This window comes from Kitasatospora sp. NPDC059795 (assembly GCF_042732175.1).
Classification (GTDB): Bacteria; Actinomycetota; Actinomycetes; order Streptomycetales; family Streptomycetaceae; genus Kitasatospora.
On sequence record NZ_JBHWID010000007.1, the window covers coordinates 147,619 to 167,438 of the forward strand.

The 19,820-nt window shown below is 74.3% G+C and carries 14 protein-coding genes and 1 pseudogene; 7 read left to right on the forward strand and 8 right to left on the reverse strand.

The features are described 5' to 3' along the window. The first annotated feature begins 64 nt into the window (after positions 1–64). Positions 65–1,807, forward strand: coding sequence for a hypothetical protein (locus tag ACFV4P_RS16665; protein ID WP_380471667.1), 1,743 nt, complete (start codon positions 65–67; stop codon positions 1,805–1,807). A gap of 7 nt (positions 1,808–1,814) precedes the next feature. On the opposite strand, the gene ACFV4P_RS16670 is transcribed toward ACFV4P_RS16665, so the two are convergent. Continuing rightward, a complete protein-coding gene (locus ACFV4P_RS16670) occupies positions 1,815–3,146 on the reverse strand; it encodes a DUF1254 domain-containing protein (protein ID WP_380471669.1) in 1,332 nt (443 codons plus the stop codon). A gap of 37 nt (positions 3,147–3,183) precedes the next feature. After that, positions 3,184–4,479 (reverse strand): DUF1254 domain-containing protein, encoded by a 1,296-nt coding sequence (locus ACFV4P_RS16675; protein WP_380471671.1) that lies wholly within the window; start codon positions 4,477–4,479, stop codon positions 3,184–3,186. A 217-nt stretch (positions 4,480–4,696) separates the two neighbouring features. Between ACFV4P_RS16675 and ACFV4P_RS16680 the strand changes: the two genes are divergently transcribed. Beyond that, entirely contained in the window at positions 4,697–5,695 is a 999-nt protein-coding gene (locus ACFV4P_RS16680) for an NAD-dependent epimerase/dehydratase family protein (protein ID WP_380471674.1), read from the forward strand. Positions 5,696–5,888: 193 nt separating this feature from the next. On the opposite strand, the gene ACFV4P_RS16685 is transcribed toward ACFV4P_RS16680, so the two are convergent. Then, entirely contained in the window at positions 5,889–6,974 is a 1,086-nt protein-coding gene (locus ACFV4P_RS16685; protein WP_380471676.1) for a family 2 encapsulin nanocompartment cargo protein polyprenyl transferase, read from the reverse strand. Between the two features lie 113 nt (positions 6,975–7,087). Next, on the reverse strand, positions 7,088–8,494 hold the full coding sequence (locus tag ACFV4P_RS16690) for a family 2B encapsulin nanocompartment shell protein (protein WP_380471678.1): 1,407 nt from the start codon (positions 8,492–8,494) through the stop codon (positions 7,088–7,090). 360 nt (positions 8,495–8,854) lie between these two features. Here ACFV4P_RS16690 and ACFV4P_RS16695 point away from each other — a divergent pair, with 360 nt between their 5' ends. Further along, entirely contained in the window at positions 8,855–9,928 is a 1,074-nt protein-coding gene (locus ACFV4P_RS16695; RefSeq protein WP_380471680.1) for an ATP-grasp domain-containing protein, read from the forward strand. A gap of 15 nt (positions 9,929–9,943) precedes the next feature. On the opposite strand, the gene ACFV4P_RS16700 is transcribed toward ACFV4P_RS16695, so the two are convergent. Then, positions 9,944–10,495, reverse strand: coding sequence for a methylated-DNA--[protein]-cysteine S-methyltransferase (locus tag ACFV4P_RS16700; protein WP_380471682.1), 552 nt, complete (start codon positions 10,493–10,495; stop codon positions 9,944–9,946). 94 nt (positions 10,496–10,589) lie between these two features. After that, a complete protein-coding gene (locus tag ACFV4P_RS16705; RefSeq protein ID WP_073807661.1) occupies positions 10,590–10,814 on the reverse strand; it encodes a hypothetical protein in 225 nt (74 codons plus the stop codon). A 184-nt stretch (positions 10,815–10,998) separates the two neighbouring features. Here ACFV4P_RS16705 and ACFV4P_RS16710 point away from each other — a divergent pair, with 184 nt between their 5' ends. From ACFV4P_RS16710 to ACFV4P_RS16725, 4 genes are all read left to right on the forward strand, one after another. After that, positions 10,999–12,345, forward strand: coding sequence for a chloride channel protein (locus ACFV4P_RS16710; protein ID WP_380471685.1), 1,347 nt, complete (start codon positions 10,999–11,001; stop codon positions 12,343–12,345). 427 nt (positions 12,346–12,772) lie between these two features. Then, positions 12,773–12,922, forward strand: coding sequence for an SCO0268 family class II lanthipeptide (gene lanA, locus ACFV4P_RS16715; protein ID WP_073807657.1), 150 nt, complete (start codon positions 12,773–12,775; stop codon positions 12,920–12,922). Between the two features lie 150 nt (positions 12,923–13,072). After that, positions 13,073–16,111 carry a lantibiotic dehydratase gene (locus ACFV4P_RS16720; protein WP_380472050.1) on the forward strand — a complete coding sequence of 1,013 codons (3,039 nt, stop codon included), beginning with the start codon at positions 13,073–13,075 and terminating at the stop codon, positions 16,109–16,111. Between the two features lie 52 nt (positions 16,112–16,163). Continuing rightward, the gene (locus ACFV4P_RS16725) at positions 16,164–17,498 is read left to right on the forward strand and encodes a lanthionine synthetase C family protein (protein ID WP_380471687.1); all 1,335 of its coding nucleotides are present in this window, start codon (positions 16,164–16,166) and stop codon (positions 17,496–17,498) included. 40 nt (positions 17,499–17,538) lie between these two features. Here ACFV4P_RS16725 and ACFV4P_RS16730 read toward each other — a convergent pair whose 3' ends face one another. Both ACFV4P_RS16730 and ACFV4P_RS16735 read right to left on the reverse strand, forming a co-directional pair. Then, complete coding sequence (locus ACFV4P_RS16730; protein WP_380471690.1) at positions 17,539–19,332, reverse strand: CHAP domain-containing protein; 1,794 nt, start codon at positions 19,330–19,332, stop codon at positions 17,539–17,541. 130 nt (positions 19,333–19,462) lie between these two features. After that, a pseudogene (locus ACFV4P_RS16735) lies at positions 19,463–19,820 on the reverse strand (hypothetical protein); the annotation flags it as partial.

A 19,820-nucleotide genomic window follows, 5' to 3' on the forward strand; every position in this document is an offset into this window, starting at 1 on the left:
CGAAAGAAGGACAAGCGCCCCAAACCCACCGGTCGGAGGGTTTGTGCTGCCTACCGTCGATGACGTGACCACCGGCCAGCTCCACCCCGTCGAACCGTCCCCGGCCCTGCGGGCGTACGGCGCCTGCGTCGACGGGCTGTTCACCTACTGCCTGTCCGTGCTCTGCGACCACGACGCCGCCACCGCGGCCGTGCTGGAGGTCCGCGACCTGGCGCGCCGGCACGGCGGCCGGCTCACCGAGCCGGCGCTGCTGCGCGCCTGGCTGTACGCGCTGGCCCGGCACCGCTGCCTGACCCGGCTGAACGGCGGCCGCACCACCGCACCCGCCCCCGCCGCACCCGCCGCCGCCGCGTCGGCCCCGCCCGGGACGGTCGGCGAGCGGCGTCGCGAACTCGCCTCGCTGGCCTGGCCGGAGGCGGCCGGCACCGACCCGGAGCAGCGCGAGGCGCTGGAGCTGGCGGTCCGGCACCGGCTGGACGCCGGGGAGGTCGCGGCGGTGCTCGGCCGGTCCGGCGAGGAGACGGCCGCGCTGCTGGACGCCGCGGGCGCCGAGGTCGGCCGGACCAGGACGGCGCTGCTGGTGCTCGGCGTGGGCTCCTGTCCGCGGCTGGCGCGGCTCGGCGGGGTCGGCGGGGAGTCCTGGCGGGGCTGGGTGCTCGGCGCGGCGCTGCGCCGGGAGCTGGTGGAGCACCTGGTGGAGTGTCCGACCTGCCGCGGCACCGCCGAGCGGGTCGCCGGGCAGCTCGGCCACGGCCTGGCCGGGCTGCCCGGCCTGCCGCTGCTGACCGCGCCCACCCGGCTGCGCCCGGCCCCGGCGGCGGCGGGCGGCACCGCGTTCCTGTCGGGCGCGGCGGCCGGTCGGCGGGCCGCGCTGGGCCTGCCCGGCGGCGAGCCGCAGTTCGACCGGCGCGGTTTCCCCCGGCACCGGGCAGCGGCCGGGGCGCGCGGCTCGGCGGTGCGCGGCTCGGCGGTGCGGCAGCGGGTGGTGACCACGGGTGTGCTGGCGGCGGTGCTGGCCGCGCCGGTGGTGGCGCTGTGGAGCGCGCACCGGGACGGCAACCCGGACGGGCCGGCGACGGCGGTGTCCTCCGTACGGGTGGAAGCGCCCGAGCACCGGCCGGCGGTGGCGGCGGCGCCCGCGATGAGCGCCCTGCAGTTGGCGGGCTCGGTGGCCGCAGAAACGTCCCTGCCGATGGTTCAGGGCCCGGCGCTGACGGTGCCCTCGCACGGCCCGACCCCGCCGCCCGGCCCCGCGCCGACCGCGGATCCCGCCCCGCCGTCCGCCGCCCGGGAGCAGTTGACCGTGGAGGCCGGCGAGTTCGGCAGTCGCACGGTGCTGACCCTGACCAACTCCGGTGGCAGAACGCTGAGCTGGCACGCCGTGCCGGACGTCGACTGGCTGCGGCTCAGCCGGGACTCCGGCACGCTCGCGCCCGGTCAGCGGATCACCGTCATCGTCACGGTGGACGAGTCCCGCGCCCCGCAGTCCCGGTGGACGGCGCACGTGGCGCTGGCGCCGTCCACCGCCGTGGTCACCCTGGAGGGCGGGAGCGACCACCGCGGGCTGCCGACACCCGTTCCGCCGCCGAGGCCGACATCCACGCCGACACCGACGCCGACGCCCGTGCCCTCGTCCGACGGCACGCCGTCGCCGTCCTCCACCGGCTCGCCCGCCCCGACGGCGAGCCCGTCCGGGTCGGCGGGCCAGCCCGGGTCGGCGAGCCCGTCCGGGTCGGCGAGCCCGTCCGGGTCGGCGGGCCCGTCCGGGTCGGCTGCTTCGCCGTCGGCGGCCGGCTCGCCGTCCTGAGGCAGGGTCAGCGCGGCTGGATCGGCGGGAGGCGGTAGGTGCCGTCGAGGATCGCGTCCTGCGGCTGGTACATCCGCACCATCGGGCGGAAGCCGGAGGACGGGGTGGGCAGCCAGTTGGCGAACTCGTCGGGGTCGGTGGGCTGGGCGTGCTGGAGGTACAGGGTGAGTGAGCCGTCGGGGGCGTGCACCAGGCCGGGGGTGCGGTCGCCGATCGAGTACCGGTCGATGTCGTTGGGGACGAGCAGGTACTCGGGCGTGTCGTACATGGTCACCGACCAGAACGCGCCGACCGGCGGCAGCTGTTCGAAGCGCAGCGTGTAGGAGCGGGCACCGTCCAGCGGGTGGCCGTCGGCGTCGTGGTAGGTGGTGGCGTAGGTGGCCTCGTAGGCGTGGTTGCCCCACAGGGCGGTGCGGGCGGCGACGGCGCGGGTGAGGTAGGTGGCGCGGCGGTCGGCGACCTTCCACTGGGATTCGTCGCGGGTGCCGGGGCCGAGGTGGTCCAGGTTGTAGTCGAACAGGTGCCGGTTGGCGGTCCATTCGCCGGTGGGTTCGACGGTGCCGATGCTGGCCGCCTCGACCCGTTCGCGGCCCGCGGCGAGGCCCTTGGCGAGTGCCTGCGCCCATTCGGCGGGGCCGTCGAGGTACGGGGAGCGGTCCCGGTCGAGCAGTCCGATCGGGGCGAAGCGGTGCTGGAACTCGACGTCGGCGGGGCCGGGCGGGAACGCCGCCATCCATACCCGCAGGCGCTCCAGGAACCGCAGTTCCTCCGGCACCTCGGCGTCCGGTTCGGGCAGTCCGGCGAGCGGCCGGTCCGCTTCGACCGGGGTGAGCGTCAACTCCCTTTGCAGGGCCCGCACTCGGGGCAGGTCCTCCGGTCCGGCGCAGGCGTGGCGGGCGGCGATCGCCGCGACGGTGGTCGGCGCGACGATCACCGGCACGCCCTCGGGCGGGGTGCCGTGCCAGTGCGGCGGGGCGATCAGCCAGGTCTGTTCGGCGGTGCCGGACGAACGGCGGCCCAGGTAGGCGAAGTTGTCGGTCCAGGCGTCGATGAACTGCAGCACGTAGTAGGCCCCGGCGGAGTCCGGGACGTGCAGCAGCAGTGGGCCGCCGGACAGGTCGAGCGGGGCCACCGAGTACACCGTGTCGTTGTTGACCGACACGAAGTGCGAGTCGGGGGTGGCCAGTTCGGCGGCGTGCCCGAAGGTGTTCCACTCGGTCGGGCCGATCGATCCCAGGCCGCGCCGGTGGATGGTGTCCACCATGGTCAGGTCGGCGACCAGCGGGTAGCCGTACACGAAGGCCTCGGCGGCCAGCATCTCGGGCGTGGCGTCAACCATGGCGAACGTCCTTTTCTGCTCGGCGGGTTCAGCGGATTCAACGGGGGGTGGGCGTCGGGAGCCGCCAACTGCCGTCCAGCAGCGCGGACTTCGGTCCGTACGCGCGCACCACGACCTGGTAGGGGTCGGCCGGGGCGGGCAGCCAGTTCGCCGACTCGGCCGGATCCGTGGGGCGTTCGTGCTGGAGGTACAGGGTGAGCGAGCCGTCGGGGGCGTGCACCAGGCCGGGGGTGCGGTCGCCGATCGAGTAGCGGTCGATCGCGTTGGGCGTCAACTGCCGTTCCGGGAAGCGGTACATGGTCGCCGACCAGAAGTACCGGGCCGGTGGGAGCTGCCCGGGCTCGAAGCGCAGCTCGACGGGCAGCCGGCCGCCGGCCTCGGACTCCCAGCCGCCGTACCAGGCTTCCTCGGCGGGCAGCCCGTACAGGCCGGTGAGCGCGCCGCACGCACGGTCCAGGTAGCGGCTGCCGAGTTGCTCGCGGGTGCCGAACAGGGCGCCCCCGGTGGTTGCTTCGGGTACGGCGGCGGCGAGTTCGCCGCGGGCGTCGGCGATGCCCGCGAGCATCGCCGACCGGGTCTCGGCGGGCAGTGCGGCGGGTTCGAAGTCGCCGGTGCCGACGCCGAGTTCGGCCAGGCGTTCGCGCAGCTCGGCGTCGGCGGGCAGGACCGGGAAGAAGCCGAGCAGGAAGTCCAGGAAGGTGAAGAACTCCAGGGTGCCGAGCACCTCTTCGCCGCGCCACACCGGCCACACCGGCTCGGCCGCCACCGGCCGCGGGGTGCCCAGGTGCTCGCTGAGCGGCTTGAGCCGGTACCCGGCCTGGACGCGGCGCAGCTCCGGCACGTCGTCGGGCCCGGCCAGGTACGTCCGGCCGACGATGCCCGCCAGGTTGGTGTCCGTCCGCACCACCCCGTCGAAGCCGTCCGGCGGGTTCGCCCGGTGGCCGGGGCCGGCGATCAGGTGGCGGCCGCCGCCGCTTCCGGTGGCGCGGGTGCCGACGAAGCCCGCGTACGCGGTGTCCAGGTCGTGCACCGGCAGCACGTGGTACCGCTCGGTGGCCGGGACTTCCAGCACCCACGGCTCGGCCCGCAGGTCGAGCCACGCCCACGAGTACGGGGTGTCGTTGTTCGGCGTCACCACGTCGGTGTCCGCGGGGGTGAACGGGCGCGAGAAGTGGCGGAACACGCCGAGACCCCCGACGTACCGGGGGTCCGCGTCGTCGATCGCCTGCGCATGGAGCGTCGCGTAGTTCGCCAGCATCGGGTAGCCGCGGATCCACGCCTGCGCGGCCGTCCGCCGGACCGCCTCCGGATCCATGCTGGCCGGGCCGCCCATGCCGTCCACCCTTCTCCCCCATGAAAGGGATCATTCAGACATACCGGTACACCGGGGATGCTATGCGGCGCTCCGGCCACGCGGGGCCCTCGACTCTCCGACACACCGTCAGCGGGTGTGCGATCGGGTCGGCCCGGGCGCTTTGCTCGCAGCGAAAGCGCTCTGCCGACAGCAGAGAACGCGGATGGCCGGGGGTCCGAGCGGACACCCTGCTTCCATGGACATCCTTCTGCTCGGCGGTTCCAAGTTCCTCGGCCGTGCCTACGCCGCGGAGGCGCTGGCGCGCGGCCACCGCGTCACCACCTTCAACCGCGGGGTCAGCCGCACCGACCTGCCCGGCGTGGAGGCCGTCCACGGCGACCGCACCTCGCTCGACGACCTGCGCCGGCTGGTCGACGGCCGGCAGTGGGACGCGGTGATCGACACCTCCGGCCAGCAGCCGCACGACGTCGCCACCGCCGCCCGCCTGCTGCGCGACCGGGCCGGCCACTACGGGTTCGTCTCCTCCGTCCACGCCTTCGCCGACTGGCCGGCCCTCCCGGTGGACGCGGAGTCCCCCACCCTCGACTGCGCCGGCGACGTCGGGCCGGACCAGCCGTTCGCCAACGCCCTCAAGGCGGGCTGCGAACGCGCCCTGGTCGACAACTTCGGGCCCGCGACGGCGATCCTCAACTGCGGCCTGCTGATCGGCCCGCACGAGCCGATCGGCCGCCTCCCCTGGTGGCTCGACCGGATTGCCCGCGGCGGCCGCGTACTCGCCCCCGGCGCCCCCGAGAACCCGCTCAGCCTGATCGACGCCCGGGACTTCGCCGCGTTCGGCCTCGACCTCGCGGAACGGAGCGCGACGGGGCGGTACGTGACCACCTCGCCGATCGGGTCGGCGACGACCGGGGAGTTCCTGGAGGCGTGCCGCGACGCGACGGGATCGGACGCGGAGTTCGTCTGGACGGCCGACGAGACCCTGCTCGCCGCGGAGGTGGCGCCCTGGGTGGAGCTCCCGCTCTGGGCCCCCGTCACCGACGGCTGGCACGGCACCTGGCGGGCGGACCCGGCGACGGCGATGGCGGCGGGGCTGCGGATCCGGCCGCTCACGGAGACGGTTCGCGACACGTGGGCCTGGCTGGAGGGCGGCGGGCGCACGGAGGTCGCCTACCGGCAGTTGGACACGCCGTTGGGGATCGAGGCGGGCAAGGAGGAGCGGCTGCTCAGGGCCTGACGGCGGGCGGGCGCGGGCACTGACGAAGCGACAAGCGCCGACGGGTCCGCAAGGTCGCGAACACGTGCAAGTCATTGCCCTGCGTCGCGATCTTGCGGTCGGGCGCCTCCCGCCTCGCGCAGTTCCCCGCGCCCCTGGTGGTGCTCTCCCCGGTGATGCTCTTCCCGGTGGCGCTCTCCGGGTTTCGCCCCCTCTAGTAGGTGCGGCGGGTGACCAGTTCTGCCAGGGCGAGCAGTTCGTCGGTGGCGGTCGGGTCCGGGATGGCGACGGCGAGGTGGCTGATGGCGGTGGCCATGCGTTCGCAGCTCTCGCCCTGGGCCCAGGCGCGGCCGCCGGCGCGGTCGACGGCGTCGGCGGCGGCGGCGAGTTCGGCGGGGCTGAGGGGGCGGCCGGAGGCGTAGAGGGCGGCGAGTTCGGCGCCGTCGGCCGTTCCGGAGGAGAGGGCGTGGACGACCGGGAGGGACTTCTTGCGGGCGGCGAGGTCCGCGCCGACCGGCTTGCCGGTGATCGCGGGGTCGCCCCAGATGCCGATCAGGTCGTCGATCAGCTGGAAGGCGAGCCCGATCTCGCGGCCGAAGGCGTCCATCGCGTCGGCGGTGGCGGCGTCCGCGCCCGCGTACAGCGCGCCGAGGGCGCACGCGCAGCCGAGCAGGGCGCCGGTCTTGCTCTCCGCCATGGCGAGGCACTCGGCGAGGGTGACGTCGGAGCGCTGTTCGAAGGAGCAGTCGGCCTGTTGGCCGGCGCAGAGTTCGACCACGCAGTCGGCGAGGCGGCGGACGGCGGCCGCGGCGGCGGGGTGGGAGTCCTCGGCGAGGACGCGCAGGGCGAGCGAGTGCATGGCGTCGCCGGCCAGGATCGCGCCGGTGGTGCCGAACACCCGCCAGGCGGTGGGGCGGTGGCGGCGGGTGTGGTCGCGGTCGAGGACGTCGTCGTGCAGCAGGGTGAAGTTGTGCACGAGTTCGACGGCGGCGGCGGCCCGGACGGCGTCCTGCGGGCGGCCGCCGACGGCCTGGGTCGCGGCGAGCACCAGGGCGGGGCGGATCGCCTTGCCGGCCCCGGCCGCGCTCGGGACGCCGTCGGCCTCCAGCCAGCCGAGGTGGTAGCCGGCGATCTGCCGCATGGAGTCCGGGAGGGTGTCCACGGCGGCGCGCAGCGCCGGGTCGACGACGGTGCGGGCCCGGCCGAGCAGGGCGAGCGCTTCGGCGGTGTCGCGGGCGCCGTCGAGGAGCACGGTGGTGTCCTCGCTGTGCTGTCCGCGTTCGGACACGGTGATGGCCATGGTGAGTCCTCCCCCTGGGGCCGCCCCGGGTGCGGGGCGGGGCGGATCTCCGCGCCGGCCGAGTGCCGGGGCGGTCGGCGGGGCGGGCCCGGGACGGCGGGCCCGCCGCGCGGTCAGTCGTGCCAGTTGTCGACGTCCACGTTCTCCAGCACGCCGATGGCGTCCGGGACGAGGATCGCCGCCGAGTAGTAGGCGCTGACCAGGTAGGAGACGACCGCCTTCTCGTCGATCCCCATGAAGCGGACGTTCAGCCCGGGTTCGACCTCGTCGGGCAGCTTGCCGGGGCGCAGGCCGATCACGCCCTGGTTGTCGTCGCCGACACGCATCGCCAGGATCGAGGTGGAGCCGTTCACCACCGGGATCTTGTTGCAGGTGTAGATCGGGACGCCGCGCCAGGTCGGCACCGTCTTGCCGTCCACCTGCACCGTCTCCGGGTACAGGCCGCGGCGGCTGCACTCGCGGCCGAAGGCGGCGATCGCCTTCGGGTGGGCGAGGTAGAACTTGGTGCTGCGGCGGCGGCAGAGCAGCTCGTCCATGTCGTCGGGGGTGGGCGGGCCGGAGTGGGTCTGGATCCGCTGGCTGTACTCGGCGTTGGCCAGCAGGCCGAACTCCGGGTTGTTGACCAGCTCGTGCTCCTGGCGTTCGCGCAGCGCCTCGACGGTCAGCCGCAGCTGGTGCTCGGTCTGGTCCATCGGCTTGTTGTAGAGGTCGGCGACCCGGCTGTGCACCCGAAGGACGGTCTGGGCGACGCTCAACTCGTATTCGCGCGGGGCGAGTTCGTAGTCGACGAAGGCGCCGGGCAGTTCGTACTCGCCCTCGTGGCCGGCCGACATGCCGATCTCCGCCTCGCCCTTGCGGTTCTGCGGGAGCTGGGAGTCCGCGATGAAGGCGAGGATCTGGTCGCGCAGTGCCGGGGAGCGGTCCGCGAGCTCCTGGAACGCCGGCCAGGACAGCACCATGACGGTGCCGGCGGTGGCGGCCTTGACGCTGTAGGGCCAGCGGCGGTCCGCGACGGTGAGCGCCTCGTCGCCGATGTGGTCGCCGTCGGCGAAGGTGCCGAGCACGGTGGCGTCGCCGTACCGGCCGGTGCCGATCTTGTCGACCTTGCCGTGCGCGACCAGGTAGACCTCGTCGATCTCGCGGCCCTGCTCGATCAGCACCTCGCCCGCGGCGAAGTCCCGCTGGACGAACCGGCCGGCCAGCTCGGTGAGCAGCTCGTCGTCCTCGAAGCCGCGCAGCACCGGTACTTCGCGCAGCGTGGGCGGGACGACCTGGACCTGGCGGCCGGTCTGCGCGAAGCCGACCCGGCCGCGGCCGACCGCGTACGACAGTCGCCGGTTGACCCGGTAGGTGCCGCCGTCGACCTCGACCCAGGGCAGGGCGCGCAGCAGCCAGCGGTTGCTGATCTCCTGCATCTGCGGGGCCGACTTGGTGGTCGACGCGAGGTTCTTGGCGGCCGCCACCGAGAGGCTGCTCTGCGGCCTCGGCTGGGGAATTCCGGCGGTGGTTTCGGTCGTCATTTCCGAGGGCCTCGTGATCGCTTCGACGGCGGTTGGCGGCAACCATGCTGACGGTCGATCAGGTGCTCCGGCAATCACTCGTGCGGGTGATTCAGGTGTGCGAGCCGAATAGTGCGACCAGCGCACTGGATCGATCATCGTTCGACCCGCGCGAGCCTCCCGGCGGGCCTCCACGCGCCCCCAACACCCCTTCCGGACACCCGGTTTCGAGGTGTCCGCGCAGCTCACCGCCCCATTGTTCGAATCGCTCCGGAACAGCGCTAAGGTGGCCCCCACACCGCAGGTGAGCGCCGCCGCAGCGCAGGCGAACCGGTCGGTGATGACCTCCCATTGGCACGCCCTTCTCCGGGGAGACCTCTCTTGACCGCGCCCGTCCGCGTCTGGCTGAACCGCACCTACGCCGAGAACGTCTTCTTCATCGAGCTGCTGCGGTCCGCGCCGCGGCCGGTGCACGTCCTGGCCACCCACGTCGACCCCGACTCGCCGGTGCTCGCCGCCGCCGACCTCGGGCTGCTGGAACCGGACGGGCTCTCCGCCGAGGGCTACGTGGAATTCGCGCTGGAATTCTGCGCCCGGCACGCGGTGGACGTTTTCCTCCCTCGCCTGCACCAGTTGGCGATATCGCTGCGGCGCCGGGAGTTCGAGGCGCTCGGCACCGCGCTGATCTGCCCGCCCGCGTCCGCGATCGCCCTGTTCGACAGCAAGGCGGAGGGCTACCGCGCCCTCGACGCCGCCGGCCTGCCCACCCCGCTGTGGCGGCACGCCGACACAGCGGCCCAACTGCTGGTCGCCGTCGAGGAGATCGAGGCCACCGGCGCGACCGCCTGCCTGAAGCCGGCCGGCGGCGCGGGCGGCGAGGGCTTCCGGATCCTCACCCGCGAACCGTTCAGCCTCCGTCGACTCGCCGGGTACGTCGACGCCCGGGTCCAACTCGACCTGGTGCTGGCCGCGTTGAGGAGTTCCACCGCGCCCGCCGACCTGCTGGTGATGCCCTACCTGAACGGCCCCGAGGTGTCGGTGGACTGCCTCGCCGACCAGGACGGGCGGCTGCTGGCCGCCGTCGGCCGCAGCAAGCAGGGCCGGCGCCGGAGCTTCACCGTCGACCCCTGCTACCTGGAGCCGGCGCGTCGGCTGGTCGAACGGTTCGGCGTCGGGCACCTCTCCAACGTCCAGTTCCGGCACGAGCCGGGCGGTCGGCCCGTGGTGCTCGACATCAACACCCGGCCGTCCGGCGGGCTTCACCAACTGCGGCTCTGCGGGCTGAACCTGCCCGCCGCCGCGCTCGAACTCGCGCTCGGCGAACGGCCGTTGCTGCCCGCAGTGGACGACCTCGCGCTCGGGGACTACACCCTGGTGTCGGGCATCCAGGCGATCCTGCCGCGACAGGCCGCGGCGCCCGCGCTGGAGCGGATCGACGGTCTGCTCGCCCGCTGAGCCGCGGACGGCGGTTCAGTCCGCCGGCCCGGACCAGTCCAGGGTCGGCGGCAGGACGCCCTCCAGGGTGAGCAGCCACCGCTTCACCTCCACCCCGTGCCACGCGCCGCCGAAACCGCCCAGGCCGTCGGCCGCGACCACCCGATGGCACGGCACCAGCAGTGGCAGCGGGTTGGCGCCCATCATCTGGCCCACCGTCCGGGCGGGTATCCCCGGTTCGGTCTGACCCTCGAACACCCCGCTGAGCGTGGCGAGTTCGCCGTAGGTGATGCTTCTGCCGTAGCCGACCTCGGCCAACAGGCAGCGCAGCACGGTCAGATGGGGGCCGGTCGCGAAACGCCAGTCGATCGGGAGACCCAACTCCCGCCGCTCGCCCGCGAAGTACTCGCCCACCCGGCTCTTCACCAGCGACCGCTTGCGGGCGTCCTCGCACTCCGGCACCCCGACCGGACGCCCCGCGAACACGTCCCCCGCGTACGTCGCCGCCGCCACGCCGTCCGCCGTCACCCCGAACTTCATCGCCCCACTCGGCAACGGCGTGTCCACGGTCACCCACGACAGCTCCATGGGCCCAAACCTACCGGGGGAGAGGATGCGCGGGCGCGAAACCGGGGGCGAAAGCTGTGCTCCCCGGGGGTTCGCGCCCGCCGGTCTGCCGGTCTCAGAGGTGATCGCGCAGGTACTCCGAGAGGTTGTGGCACCAGGTGGCGAGTTCCGCGCGGTCCGGGGGGTCGCCGCCGGAGAGGGCGGCGGTCGCGGGCGCGGGGAGCTGTCCCGTCGCGGCGAGGCGGGAGAGTCCGGACAGGACGGCGGAGAGCCGTTCCGCGTCCTGGTGGCTGAGCATCACGAGTGCGTCGGTGTGGCCGATGGTCATGGAGCCGGGCATCGCGTTCTCCTCGGGTCGGTCGATCCCCCCGGGTGGCTGCCCCCTCGGTCCACGGTACGACCGGCGCGGCGAGCGGGCTCCCCGCGCGAGCGGGGTCTCGCCCGTTCGGCGCGCCCGGCTGGCCGGGGCGGCCGGGCCGCAGGACGGTCGGAGCACGTGTGTCCGGGCGAGGCAGGGAGCGCAGATGGCAGAGCAGGCCGCCGGCCCGGACTCGGCGCCGGGGATTCGTGCGCTGCTCCGCAGTCCGGGTTACGGGCGGCTGCTGCTGGTGTCCGCGCTGGTGGGGGTGCCGGTCTCGTTGGCGGCGTTCGGCTTCGTCGGCCTGGAGCACGAGTTGCAGCACTGGGTGTGGGAGTCGGCGCCGGAGGCGCTGGGGTACGGGCGGGCGCCGTGGTGGTGGCCGTTGCCGGCGTTGGCGTTGGCGGGTCTGTTGCTGGCGCCGATCGTGACCCGGATGCCGGGGCGGGGCGGGCATGTGCCGGTGCACGGGCTGGGTGGGCCGCCGACGTTGCCGGTGGAGGTGCCGTCGGTGGTGCTGGCGGCATTGGCGTCGTTGCCGTTGGGTGCGGTGCTGGGTCCGGAGGCGCCGTTGATGGCGGTGGGCAGTGGGCTGGCGTTGCTGACGGTGGGGCGGGCGCGGCGGGCGGCGAGTCCGCGGCTGGCGCCGATGCTGGGTGCGGCGGGGTCGACGGCGGCGATCTCGACGATCTTCGGGAGTCCGCTGGTGGCGGCGGTGATGATGATCGAGGCGGCGGGTCTGGGCGGGCCGCAGCTGACGTTGCTGCTGTTGCCGTGCCTGCTGTCGTCGGGGGTGGGCGCGCTGGTGTTCACGGGGTTCGGGCACTGGACGGGGCTGACGATCGGGGCGTTGACGCTGCCGTCGGTGCCGAAGGCGTCGCTGCCGGACGCGGCGGATTTCCTGTGGGGGGTGCCGTTGGCGGTGGTGATCGCGGTGGTGATCGTCGCGGGGCAGACGCTGGGCCACCGGTTCGCGGCGTTCACGGCGCAGCGGACGGCGCCACGGACGGTGATCTGCGCGGTGCTGGTGGGGTTGTGCGTGGCGGGGTACGCGGTGGTGACGGGCCGGTCGCCGGAGGAGGCGGCGCTGTCGGGGCAGGCGACGTTGGGGCAGTTGGCGGCGGATCCGCAGGCGTGGCCGGTGGGGGCGTTGGTGGCGTTGGTGGTGTTCAAGGGGCTGGGTTGGGGGGTGGCGCTGGGGTCGTTGCGGGGTGGGCCGATCTTTCCGGCGGTGTTGTTGGGGGCGGCGTTGGGGGTGGCGGTGGGCGGGTTGCCGGGGTTGGGGGTGGCGGCGGGGTTGGCGGCGGGGTTGGCGGCGAGCAGTGCGGCGGTCACCCGGTTGCCGGTGACGAGCACGGTGCTGGCGTCGTCGTTGCTGGGTGATCAGGCGGTGGATTCGGTGCCGTTGGTGATCGTCTGCGCGGTGGTGGCGTTCCTGACGGCGACGTTCGTGCACCGGGTGGCGGCGGAGGCTCCGGAGGGTCGGGCGGGTGGGTCCGGGTCGGGCGGCTGATCGTTTCTCGGCCGTCGGCGGCAAAGTTTGAGTCAAAACGGTGAACGCCCGTCGAACGTGTCATGGACTCCTGTCCCACGAGCCCCAGAGGGATCATTCCCACCACGCGGGAGCAGCAGTGTTCGTGGTTTTCGGTACTGAAACCTGGCCGCCGAAGGACCGATCGGAAATGGACGGCGTGCGCACCGTCCCGGCCAGCACTGTTCGGTGGCACGACGAACGGCGAACCGCAGGTCGCGCGGGTCGCGGGGGCGTCCGGCGATCGCGCGGCGGGCCTGTGCCGCCAGGTTGGCCAGGACGGCACTCACCACATGGTGGGAAGCCGGGAAAAAGTTGGCCCCGGCACCGAATGCGAACGAACGTTCACAGCCGGTGCTGCGACCGGGACTCCGTACCGGCCGGACCGACGAGCCCTCTGGAGGGGACCATGCGTAACGAGATTCTCGTTCAGGACACCGACCTCGACCTCGACCTGCGCATCGCGGAGGTCTCGGAGGAGACCCAGGCGTTCGGCCAGGGCACCTACACCTCGCCCAGCAGCTACGCGATCGGCACCCGCTGCCCGGTCTGCTGCTGACGTCACGTCGGTGAAGCACAGGCGCGGGGCGGGCTGCGGCCCGCCCCGCGTCTCTTCGTCTCCCAGCCGCTGTATCCGACCTTGAGGGGCACCACGAACGTGCGCGCAGAGCAGGACCTGTTCGAGATCCGCGAGCCGGTGCTGGTGCGGATGGCCAGTACGCCCCGGACGGGCGGCGAGGCCCGGATCGACCCGGACGACCCGGCGCCGGGGGTGCGCCGGCTGGCCGGGGACCCGCTGCTGCGGCAGGCCGTCGAGGTCGCCAGCGGCAGCCTCGCGCTCAGCCTGCAGCGCCTGGGCGAGCCCGACGGCGCGGCGGCGCTGGGCCGCAAGCGGACCGTCAGCGCCGCCCGCACCCTGACGCGGTACGCCCGCCGTTCGGGCGGCCGGCCGACGCCGTTCGGCCTGTTCGCGGGGGTCGGCCGGGCGACGTTCGGGGCCGCCGCGAAGTCCTCGCCGGCCGGGGACGCCCGGGTCCGGGTGCGGCTGGACGGCGGCTGGCTGCACCGCCGGGTGCTGGCCTGGCTGGCCGTGCCGGAGGTGCGCCGCCGGGTCGAGGTGGTGTTGGACGACCTGTCCGTGCTGCGCGACGGCCGGCTGCTGCGGCACACCGGCGAACGTGAGATCTCGGTGCGCGACAACGCGCTGGTCGCCCGGGTGCGCGAGCTGACGGCCCGGCCGGTCGGCTACGGCGCGCTGCTGGACGACCTGGCGGGGCGCTTCCCGCAGCTGTCCGCCGAACGGATCGACGCGGTGCTGGCCGGGCTGGTCCAGCACGGTTTCCTGCTCACCTCGCTGACCCCGCACCGGGTCGACGACGCGCTGCTGTCCCGGATCGAGGCCGCCGTGGACGGGGCGGTGCCGGGCGCAGCCGAGGGCCTGCGGGCCGTCCGCGCGGCCGCGGCCGTCCACGAACGCGACCGTCCCGGCGAGGGCTTGGCGTCCTGGCGGGCCCTGCTGGACGAGGTCCGGAGGCTGGACCCGGCCGATCGGGCCGGCGAGCGGCCGCCCGTCCAGGTCGATCTGCGGATGCCCGCCGACCTGGTGCTGCCGGAGGCGGTCGGCGAGGAGGTGCGCCGGTACGCCGAGGCGATCTGGGCGATCACGCCCGAGTGGACGACCCTGGAGCACCTGCGCGACTACCGGGACCGGTTCATCGAGCACTACGGCACCGCGAGCGCCGTCCCGCTGGGCGACCTGGCCGACCCGCACCGCGGCCTCGGCCTGCCGCCCGAGTACGGCGGCGCGCTGCCCGCGCACTCCCGGTCCGGGCCCGGCGACGACGCCGACCGGCCGCGCCGCAACGCCGTCGCCGAGCTCGTCCAGCAGGCCGTCATGTCCGGCCGGGACGTGGTGCTGGACGACGCCGACATCGCCCGCCTCGCCGACGCCGCCGGCCACACCCCGGGCAGCACCCGCCCGCCGCGCACCCTGGAGCTCTGCTTCCAGCTGCTCGCCGACTCCACCGCCGCGATCGACCGCGGCGAGTTCCTGCTGCTCGGCAGCCCGCACATCGGCTCCTGGACGGCGGGCGCCACCGCCGGCCGGTTCGCCGAGCTGACCGGCCTGACCGACGGCCTCGCCGTCCTCGCCACCGGGCCCGCCGGGGACGACGTGCTGCCCGTCCAGGTCGAGCTGGCCCCGCGCGACCCGCGGTCGCTGAACATCGTCCAGGTCCCGCAGCTGCTGCCGCACCGCCTGCCGATCGGGGTGCCCGCCGACCGCGGCGACCCGCACTGCCTGGACTGGCGCACCCTGCTGGTCGCCGCCGGCGAGGACGGGCTGCGCCTGCTGCACCCCGGGTCGGGCCGTCCGGTGGCGCCGGTCTTCCCGCACATGCTCGCCCTGGACGCCCAGGCCCCGCCGGTCGCCCGCTTCCTGTCCGACCTGGCCGCGGCCCGCCCCCGGGTGTGGTCCGGCTGGGACTGGGCCGGGCTGGACACCCTGCCGTACCTGCCCGCCGTCCGCCACGGCCGGGTGCTCGCCGCGCCGCGCCGCTGGCTGCCCGGCCGCCGCCTGCGCGACGCCGCCCGCACCGCCGGGCCGGCCGCCTGGGCCGAGGGCCTGCGGCAGTGGCGCGAACGCTACCGGGTGCCCGACCGGCTGCAGATCGCCAGCAACGACCGGATGTTCCCGATCGACCTGCGGGAGAGCTGGGACGCCGAGCTGCTGCGCGCCGAACTCACCGCCCCCGAACCGAGGTTCCAGCTCGTCCAGGACCTCACCGCGGACGGCGCCGGGCTCGGCTGGAACCACGGGCACAGCACCGAGATCGTCGTCCCGCTGTTCCGCACCCCGACACCGGAGCCGGCCGCCGACGCCCGCCGGCCGATCGCCCGCTCCGCGCCGCGGCCGGCCCCGACGCGCGTCCATCTGCCCGGCGAGGACTGGCTGTTCGCGAAGCTGTACGCCGACCCGTCCGCGCACGAGGCGCTGCTGGCCGAGCACCTGCCCCGGCTGCTCGCCGACGTCGAGGGCGACATCGACCGCTGGTTCTTCCTCCGCTACCGCGACCCCGAACCGCACCTGCGGCTGCGTCTGCACGGCGACCCGGCCGTCCTCGCCGAACGCGTCCTGCCGACCCTCGGCCGGCACGTCCGGCGGCTGATCGACACCGGTGCGCTGCGCACCATGGCGCTGGACGTGTACCGGCCGGAGACCGACCGCTACCTCGGGCCGGACGCGCTGCGGGCCGCCGAGGAGCTGTTCCTGACGGACAGCCGGTCGGCGATCGTCCAGCTGCAGGCCCGGCAGGCGGGGGCGGCCGCGGTGCCGGACGAGGTGCTGGCCGCCGTCGGCCACGCCGTGCTGCTGGACTCGCTCGGCGACTGGGACTGGTGCGGCTGGGTCGACCACCTGCTGGAGAAGACCCCCGACCACCGGCTCTACCAGCGCCACCGCGCCCTGACCGACCGGCTGATCCGCCCCGGCGACGCCGCCCGGCACGCCGCCGAACTCCTCGGCGTGCCCGCCCTGGCCGCCGTCTGGACCGACTCGCCCGCCCCGCGCGCGTACGGCCGGCTGGTGCTCGCCGCGCCGGAGGCCGACCGCGACGAGGCCCTGATGTCGCTGCTGCACATCCGCCACAACCGGCTGTTCGGCATCGACCGGGCCGCCGAGTCCCGCGGCTACGCCGTCCTGCGCGGCGCCGCCCGCAGCCTGCTGGGCCGCCGGGCCAACGCCGGCTGACACTGCACCAACTCGCCCGCCCCACCGTTCACTTCACCTTGCGGAGCACCCGATGACCGTCACCGAACCCCCCGCCACGTCGTCGCTGCGCGAAGCCGCCGGGACGGTCTCCGAGCGGATTCTCGACCGGCTGGCCGACCCGGCCGCGACCATGGCCGCCACCCGGATCCCGGCCGAGGCGAACGACAGCGGGGTCGCGGAGGGGGTGTGGGTGGAGCTGACGCTCGGCAGCGGCAGTCCGGGCCTGTCGCTGGCGTTCAGCGGCGGGGCCCGGCCGCACCCGGAGCGGGTGGCGCGGGCGCACGGCTGGCTCGCCGTCGCCACCCGGGCCGCCGCCGACGGCGAGACCACGCCCAGCGGGATCTTCAAGGGCCCGGGGGCGCTGGCCTTCGCCGTGCTGGTCGCCAACCGGGCCACCGGCGGCTACACCACCGCACTGCACCGACTCGACGCCTACCAACGGCAGTTGGTGCACACCGCGCTGCCCGCCGTGCCGGACGGCCCGCTGGAGACCATCGGCCACTACGAGGTGGTGCGCGGGATGACCGGCGTCGGCCGGTACCTGCTGGCGCGCGCCGAGACCTGCGGCGAGGAGCTGGAGCGCGTCCTCGGCTACCTGATCGAACTCGGGCGCGGCGAGACCGAGCACCGCGGGGTGCGCGTCCCGCGCTGGTGGTCGCTGGACGCGCCGCGGATCGGCTCCGAGCACCTGATGCCCGACGGCCACCTCAACCTGGGCCTGTCGCACGGCGTCGCGGGCCCGCTGATGCTGCTCGCGCTGGCCTGGCGCGACGGCGTCCGGCTGCCCGGCCACCAGGAGGCGATGGAACGGATCGCCGCGCTGCTGCTGCGCTGGGCGGTGCGCGACGAGCACGGCCCGTACTGGCCGAACCACCTGGACCTCCCCGCGTACCTGGCCGGCCCGGACGCCTGGCGCAAGCCCGCCGGCTGGCCGGCCTGGTGCTACGGCGCGCCCGGCGTCTCGCGCGCCCTCCAGGTGGCGGGCGCGGTGCTCGACCGCCCGGACTGGACGGCGGCCGCCCGCGACTCGGTGGAGCGGCTGCTCGCCGTCCCGATCGACGACTGGGGCATCGCCGACCACGCGATCTGCCACGGCTGGGCCGGCGCGCTGCACCAACTCGGCCGCCTCAACGAGTACTTCGCGGACCCGCGGATCGAGCAGCGGCGCGACCTGATCGCCGCCCGGCTGGTCGACGCCTTCGACCCCGACATCCCGTTCGGCCTGCGTTTCTCCATGACCCCGAAACCGTTCGCCTCCGACGTCTCCGGCTACCTGGACGGCGCCGCGGGCGTCGCGCTCGCCCTGGACTCCTACGCCTGCGGCGGCACCCCGCACGACTGGGACATGCCGCTGCTGCTGTCCTGACCCTTCCCCGGCGCACGGGGCCGGCGGGTTGCGGGGGATGTCAGGCGCCCGGCAGGGCGGCGGTGAGGGCGGTCGGGACGCGGACCACGTCCAGGAAGGAGTAGCCGCCGTCGCCGAACTCGGACGGGGTCATCGGGCGCTTGTGGCCGTTGTTGACGACCAGCCAGACGGTGGTGTTGTCGGGCGACAGCAGCATGGTGCCGTCGGCCGGGGCGGACTTGGCGACCGCGGTGGCCTCCCAGGCGCCGGGGACGCCGCGCAGCGGCTGCTGGTCGTAGCCGAGCGCGGCGAAGTCGGCACCGCTGAGCGGGACGGCCTTGCCGCCGGCCATCACGTAGCGGGTGGTCTCCTGCCCGCTGGCGTTGGTGATCACGGTGCCGTTGGCCAGGGGCTTGGCGACGATCCAGCCCAGCCACCGCTCCGGGGCGCCGGTGGTCGGGCGGTTGGCCCAGACGTTGTTGTACTCGGGGACGGTCAGCGGCAGGGCGGACCCGTTGGCGGTGACGTACACCGACGAGTCGGCGCCCGATTCGCCCTTCAGCAGCACTCCGTCGGCGGGCTTGGCCGCGGCCGCCCGGCTCAGCCAGGCACCGGGGACGCCCATCAGCGGGCGGTCGTTGTAGCCGTCGTTGTCCCACTCGGTGCCGGAGATGGCGGCGGCCGCGCCGCCGACCATCACGAAACGGCTGTTGTCGGCGCCGTTCTGGTCCATCACCACGGTCCCGTCCGGCACCGGCTTGGCGGCGGCCGCCTTCAACCAGGCGGCGGGAACGCCGGCCGACGGGCGGGCGGCGTAGCCGCCGTTGTCCCACTCGGCGCCGGAGATCGGCAGCGCGGCGCCGCGGACCATCACGTAGCGGCTGTTGTCGGCGCCCGACTGGTCCAGCACGACCACGCCGGTGCCCAGGGTGCGCTGCGTGGCGTCGCGCAGCCAGGAGGTGGGGACGCCCATCTGCGGCTTGGTGCTGTAGCCGCCCGAGACCCAGTCGTCGCCGCCGATGTTCAGGGCGACGCCGTCGACGACCACGAAGCGGGAGTTGTCGGTACCGGACTGGTCCATCACGACGGTTCCATTCGGCGGGACGGCGGGCAGGGAGTTGAACGCGGCGTCGCCGACCGTGACGATCTTGCTGAGGTCGTAGTGGTCGGCGTCCACGTCGGAGCCCTGGATCGCCAGGCCGGCGCCGCCCACGATCACCTTGACGGTCGAGCTGGAGGCGGACTTCACCAGGGTGCCGGCCGGCAGGTTGGACGGGTTGCTGGTGGTGCCGTTGAAGATCGGGGAGATGAAGCCGCTGATCCGCTGGCCGGTGGACGAGAGGCTTCCGATCCCGGCGTTGTTGATGGTGTAGGTGGTGACGCTGTTGCTCTGGTTGCCGCCGACCACGGTGATCGAGCTGCCGTTGACGGCCGTCACCAGGTTGACGTGCGAGGCCCAGTCGGTGGTGGAGTTGAAGTCCCACACGATGGCGTCGCCGACCTGCGGGGTGCTGTGCCGGGTGCCGTGCTTGACGCCGTAGTCGTAGAAGCTGGCGGCGCCGGAGGACAGTTCATTGGCGAAGGCGACGTCGCTGCGGCCCCAGACCCAGGCCGCGAAGTCGGCGCACCAGGACTCGCGCTTGTGGCCCGCTCCGTCGCAGGAACTGCCGCTCTTGTTGGGGGGGTAGTACCCGCTGCCGCCGATGCTGCACGGGCCCTGCCCGAGCTGGCTGTTCGCGATGCTGACGATGGAGGCCGCGTCGGCGTGCGCCGAGCCGGCCGCGAAGGTGGTCAGGGCGCCGGCGGCGACCATGGCGGCCAGACCGGCCTTGCCGAACTTGTGTGCGATTTCCATGATGTGGAACTCCTTGGAAGAGGGACGCCCGATGGGCCGTCCAGAACTGGTGGAGCAAGCTTTTTGGGGTGGGCCGCGGCGGGCCCGGGGCCTTGGGCCCGCCGCGGCCCAGGGCGGGTCAGAGAGTGGGTCAGAGAGTGGTGGCGAGCACCTGGGTGGAGCCGTCGGGCATCGCGGCGACCGCCACCCGCCGGGCCGGGAAGGTCGCGGCGCCGTCGTGTCCGGCCATGGCCTGGAAGGCCGTCCAGTTGCCGTCGGTGAGCCGGACCCGGGAGTACGCCTGGTGGTCGCTGCCGATCGCCAGCACCTGCGAAGTCCCGTTCGGCAGGCCGGCGATGGCCACCTCGAAGGCCTGCATCTTCGACGTGCCGACTCCGTCGAGCGGCGCGAATCCGGCCCAACTCGCGTTGGTCAGACGGGTGTTGTGGTAGACGTTGCCGTCGCTGCCGATCGCCACCACCTGGGCGCTGCCGTCCGGCAGTCCGGCG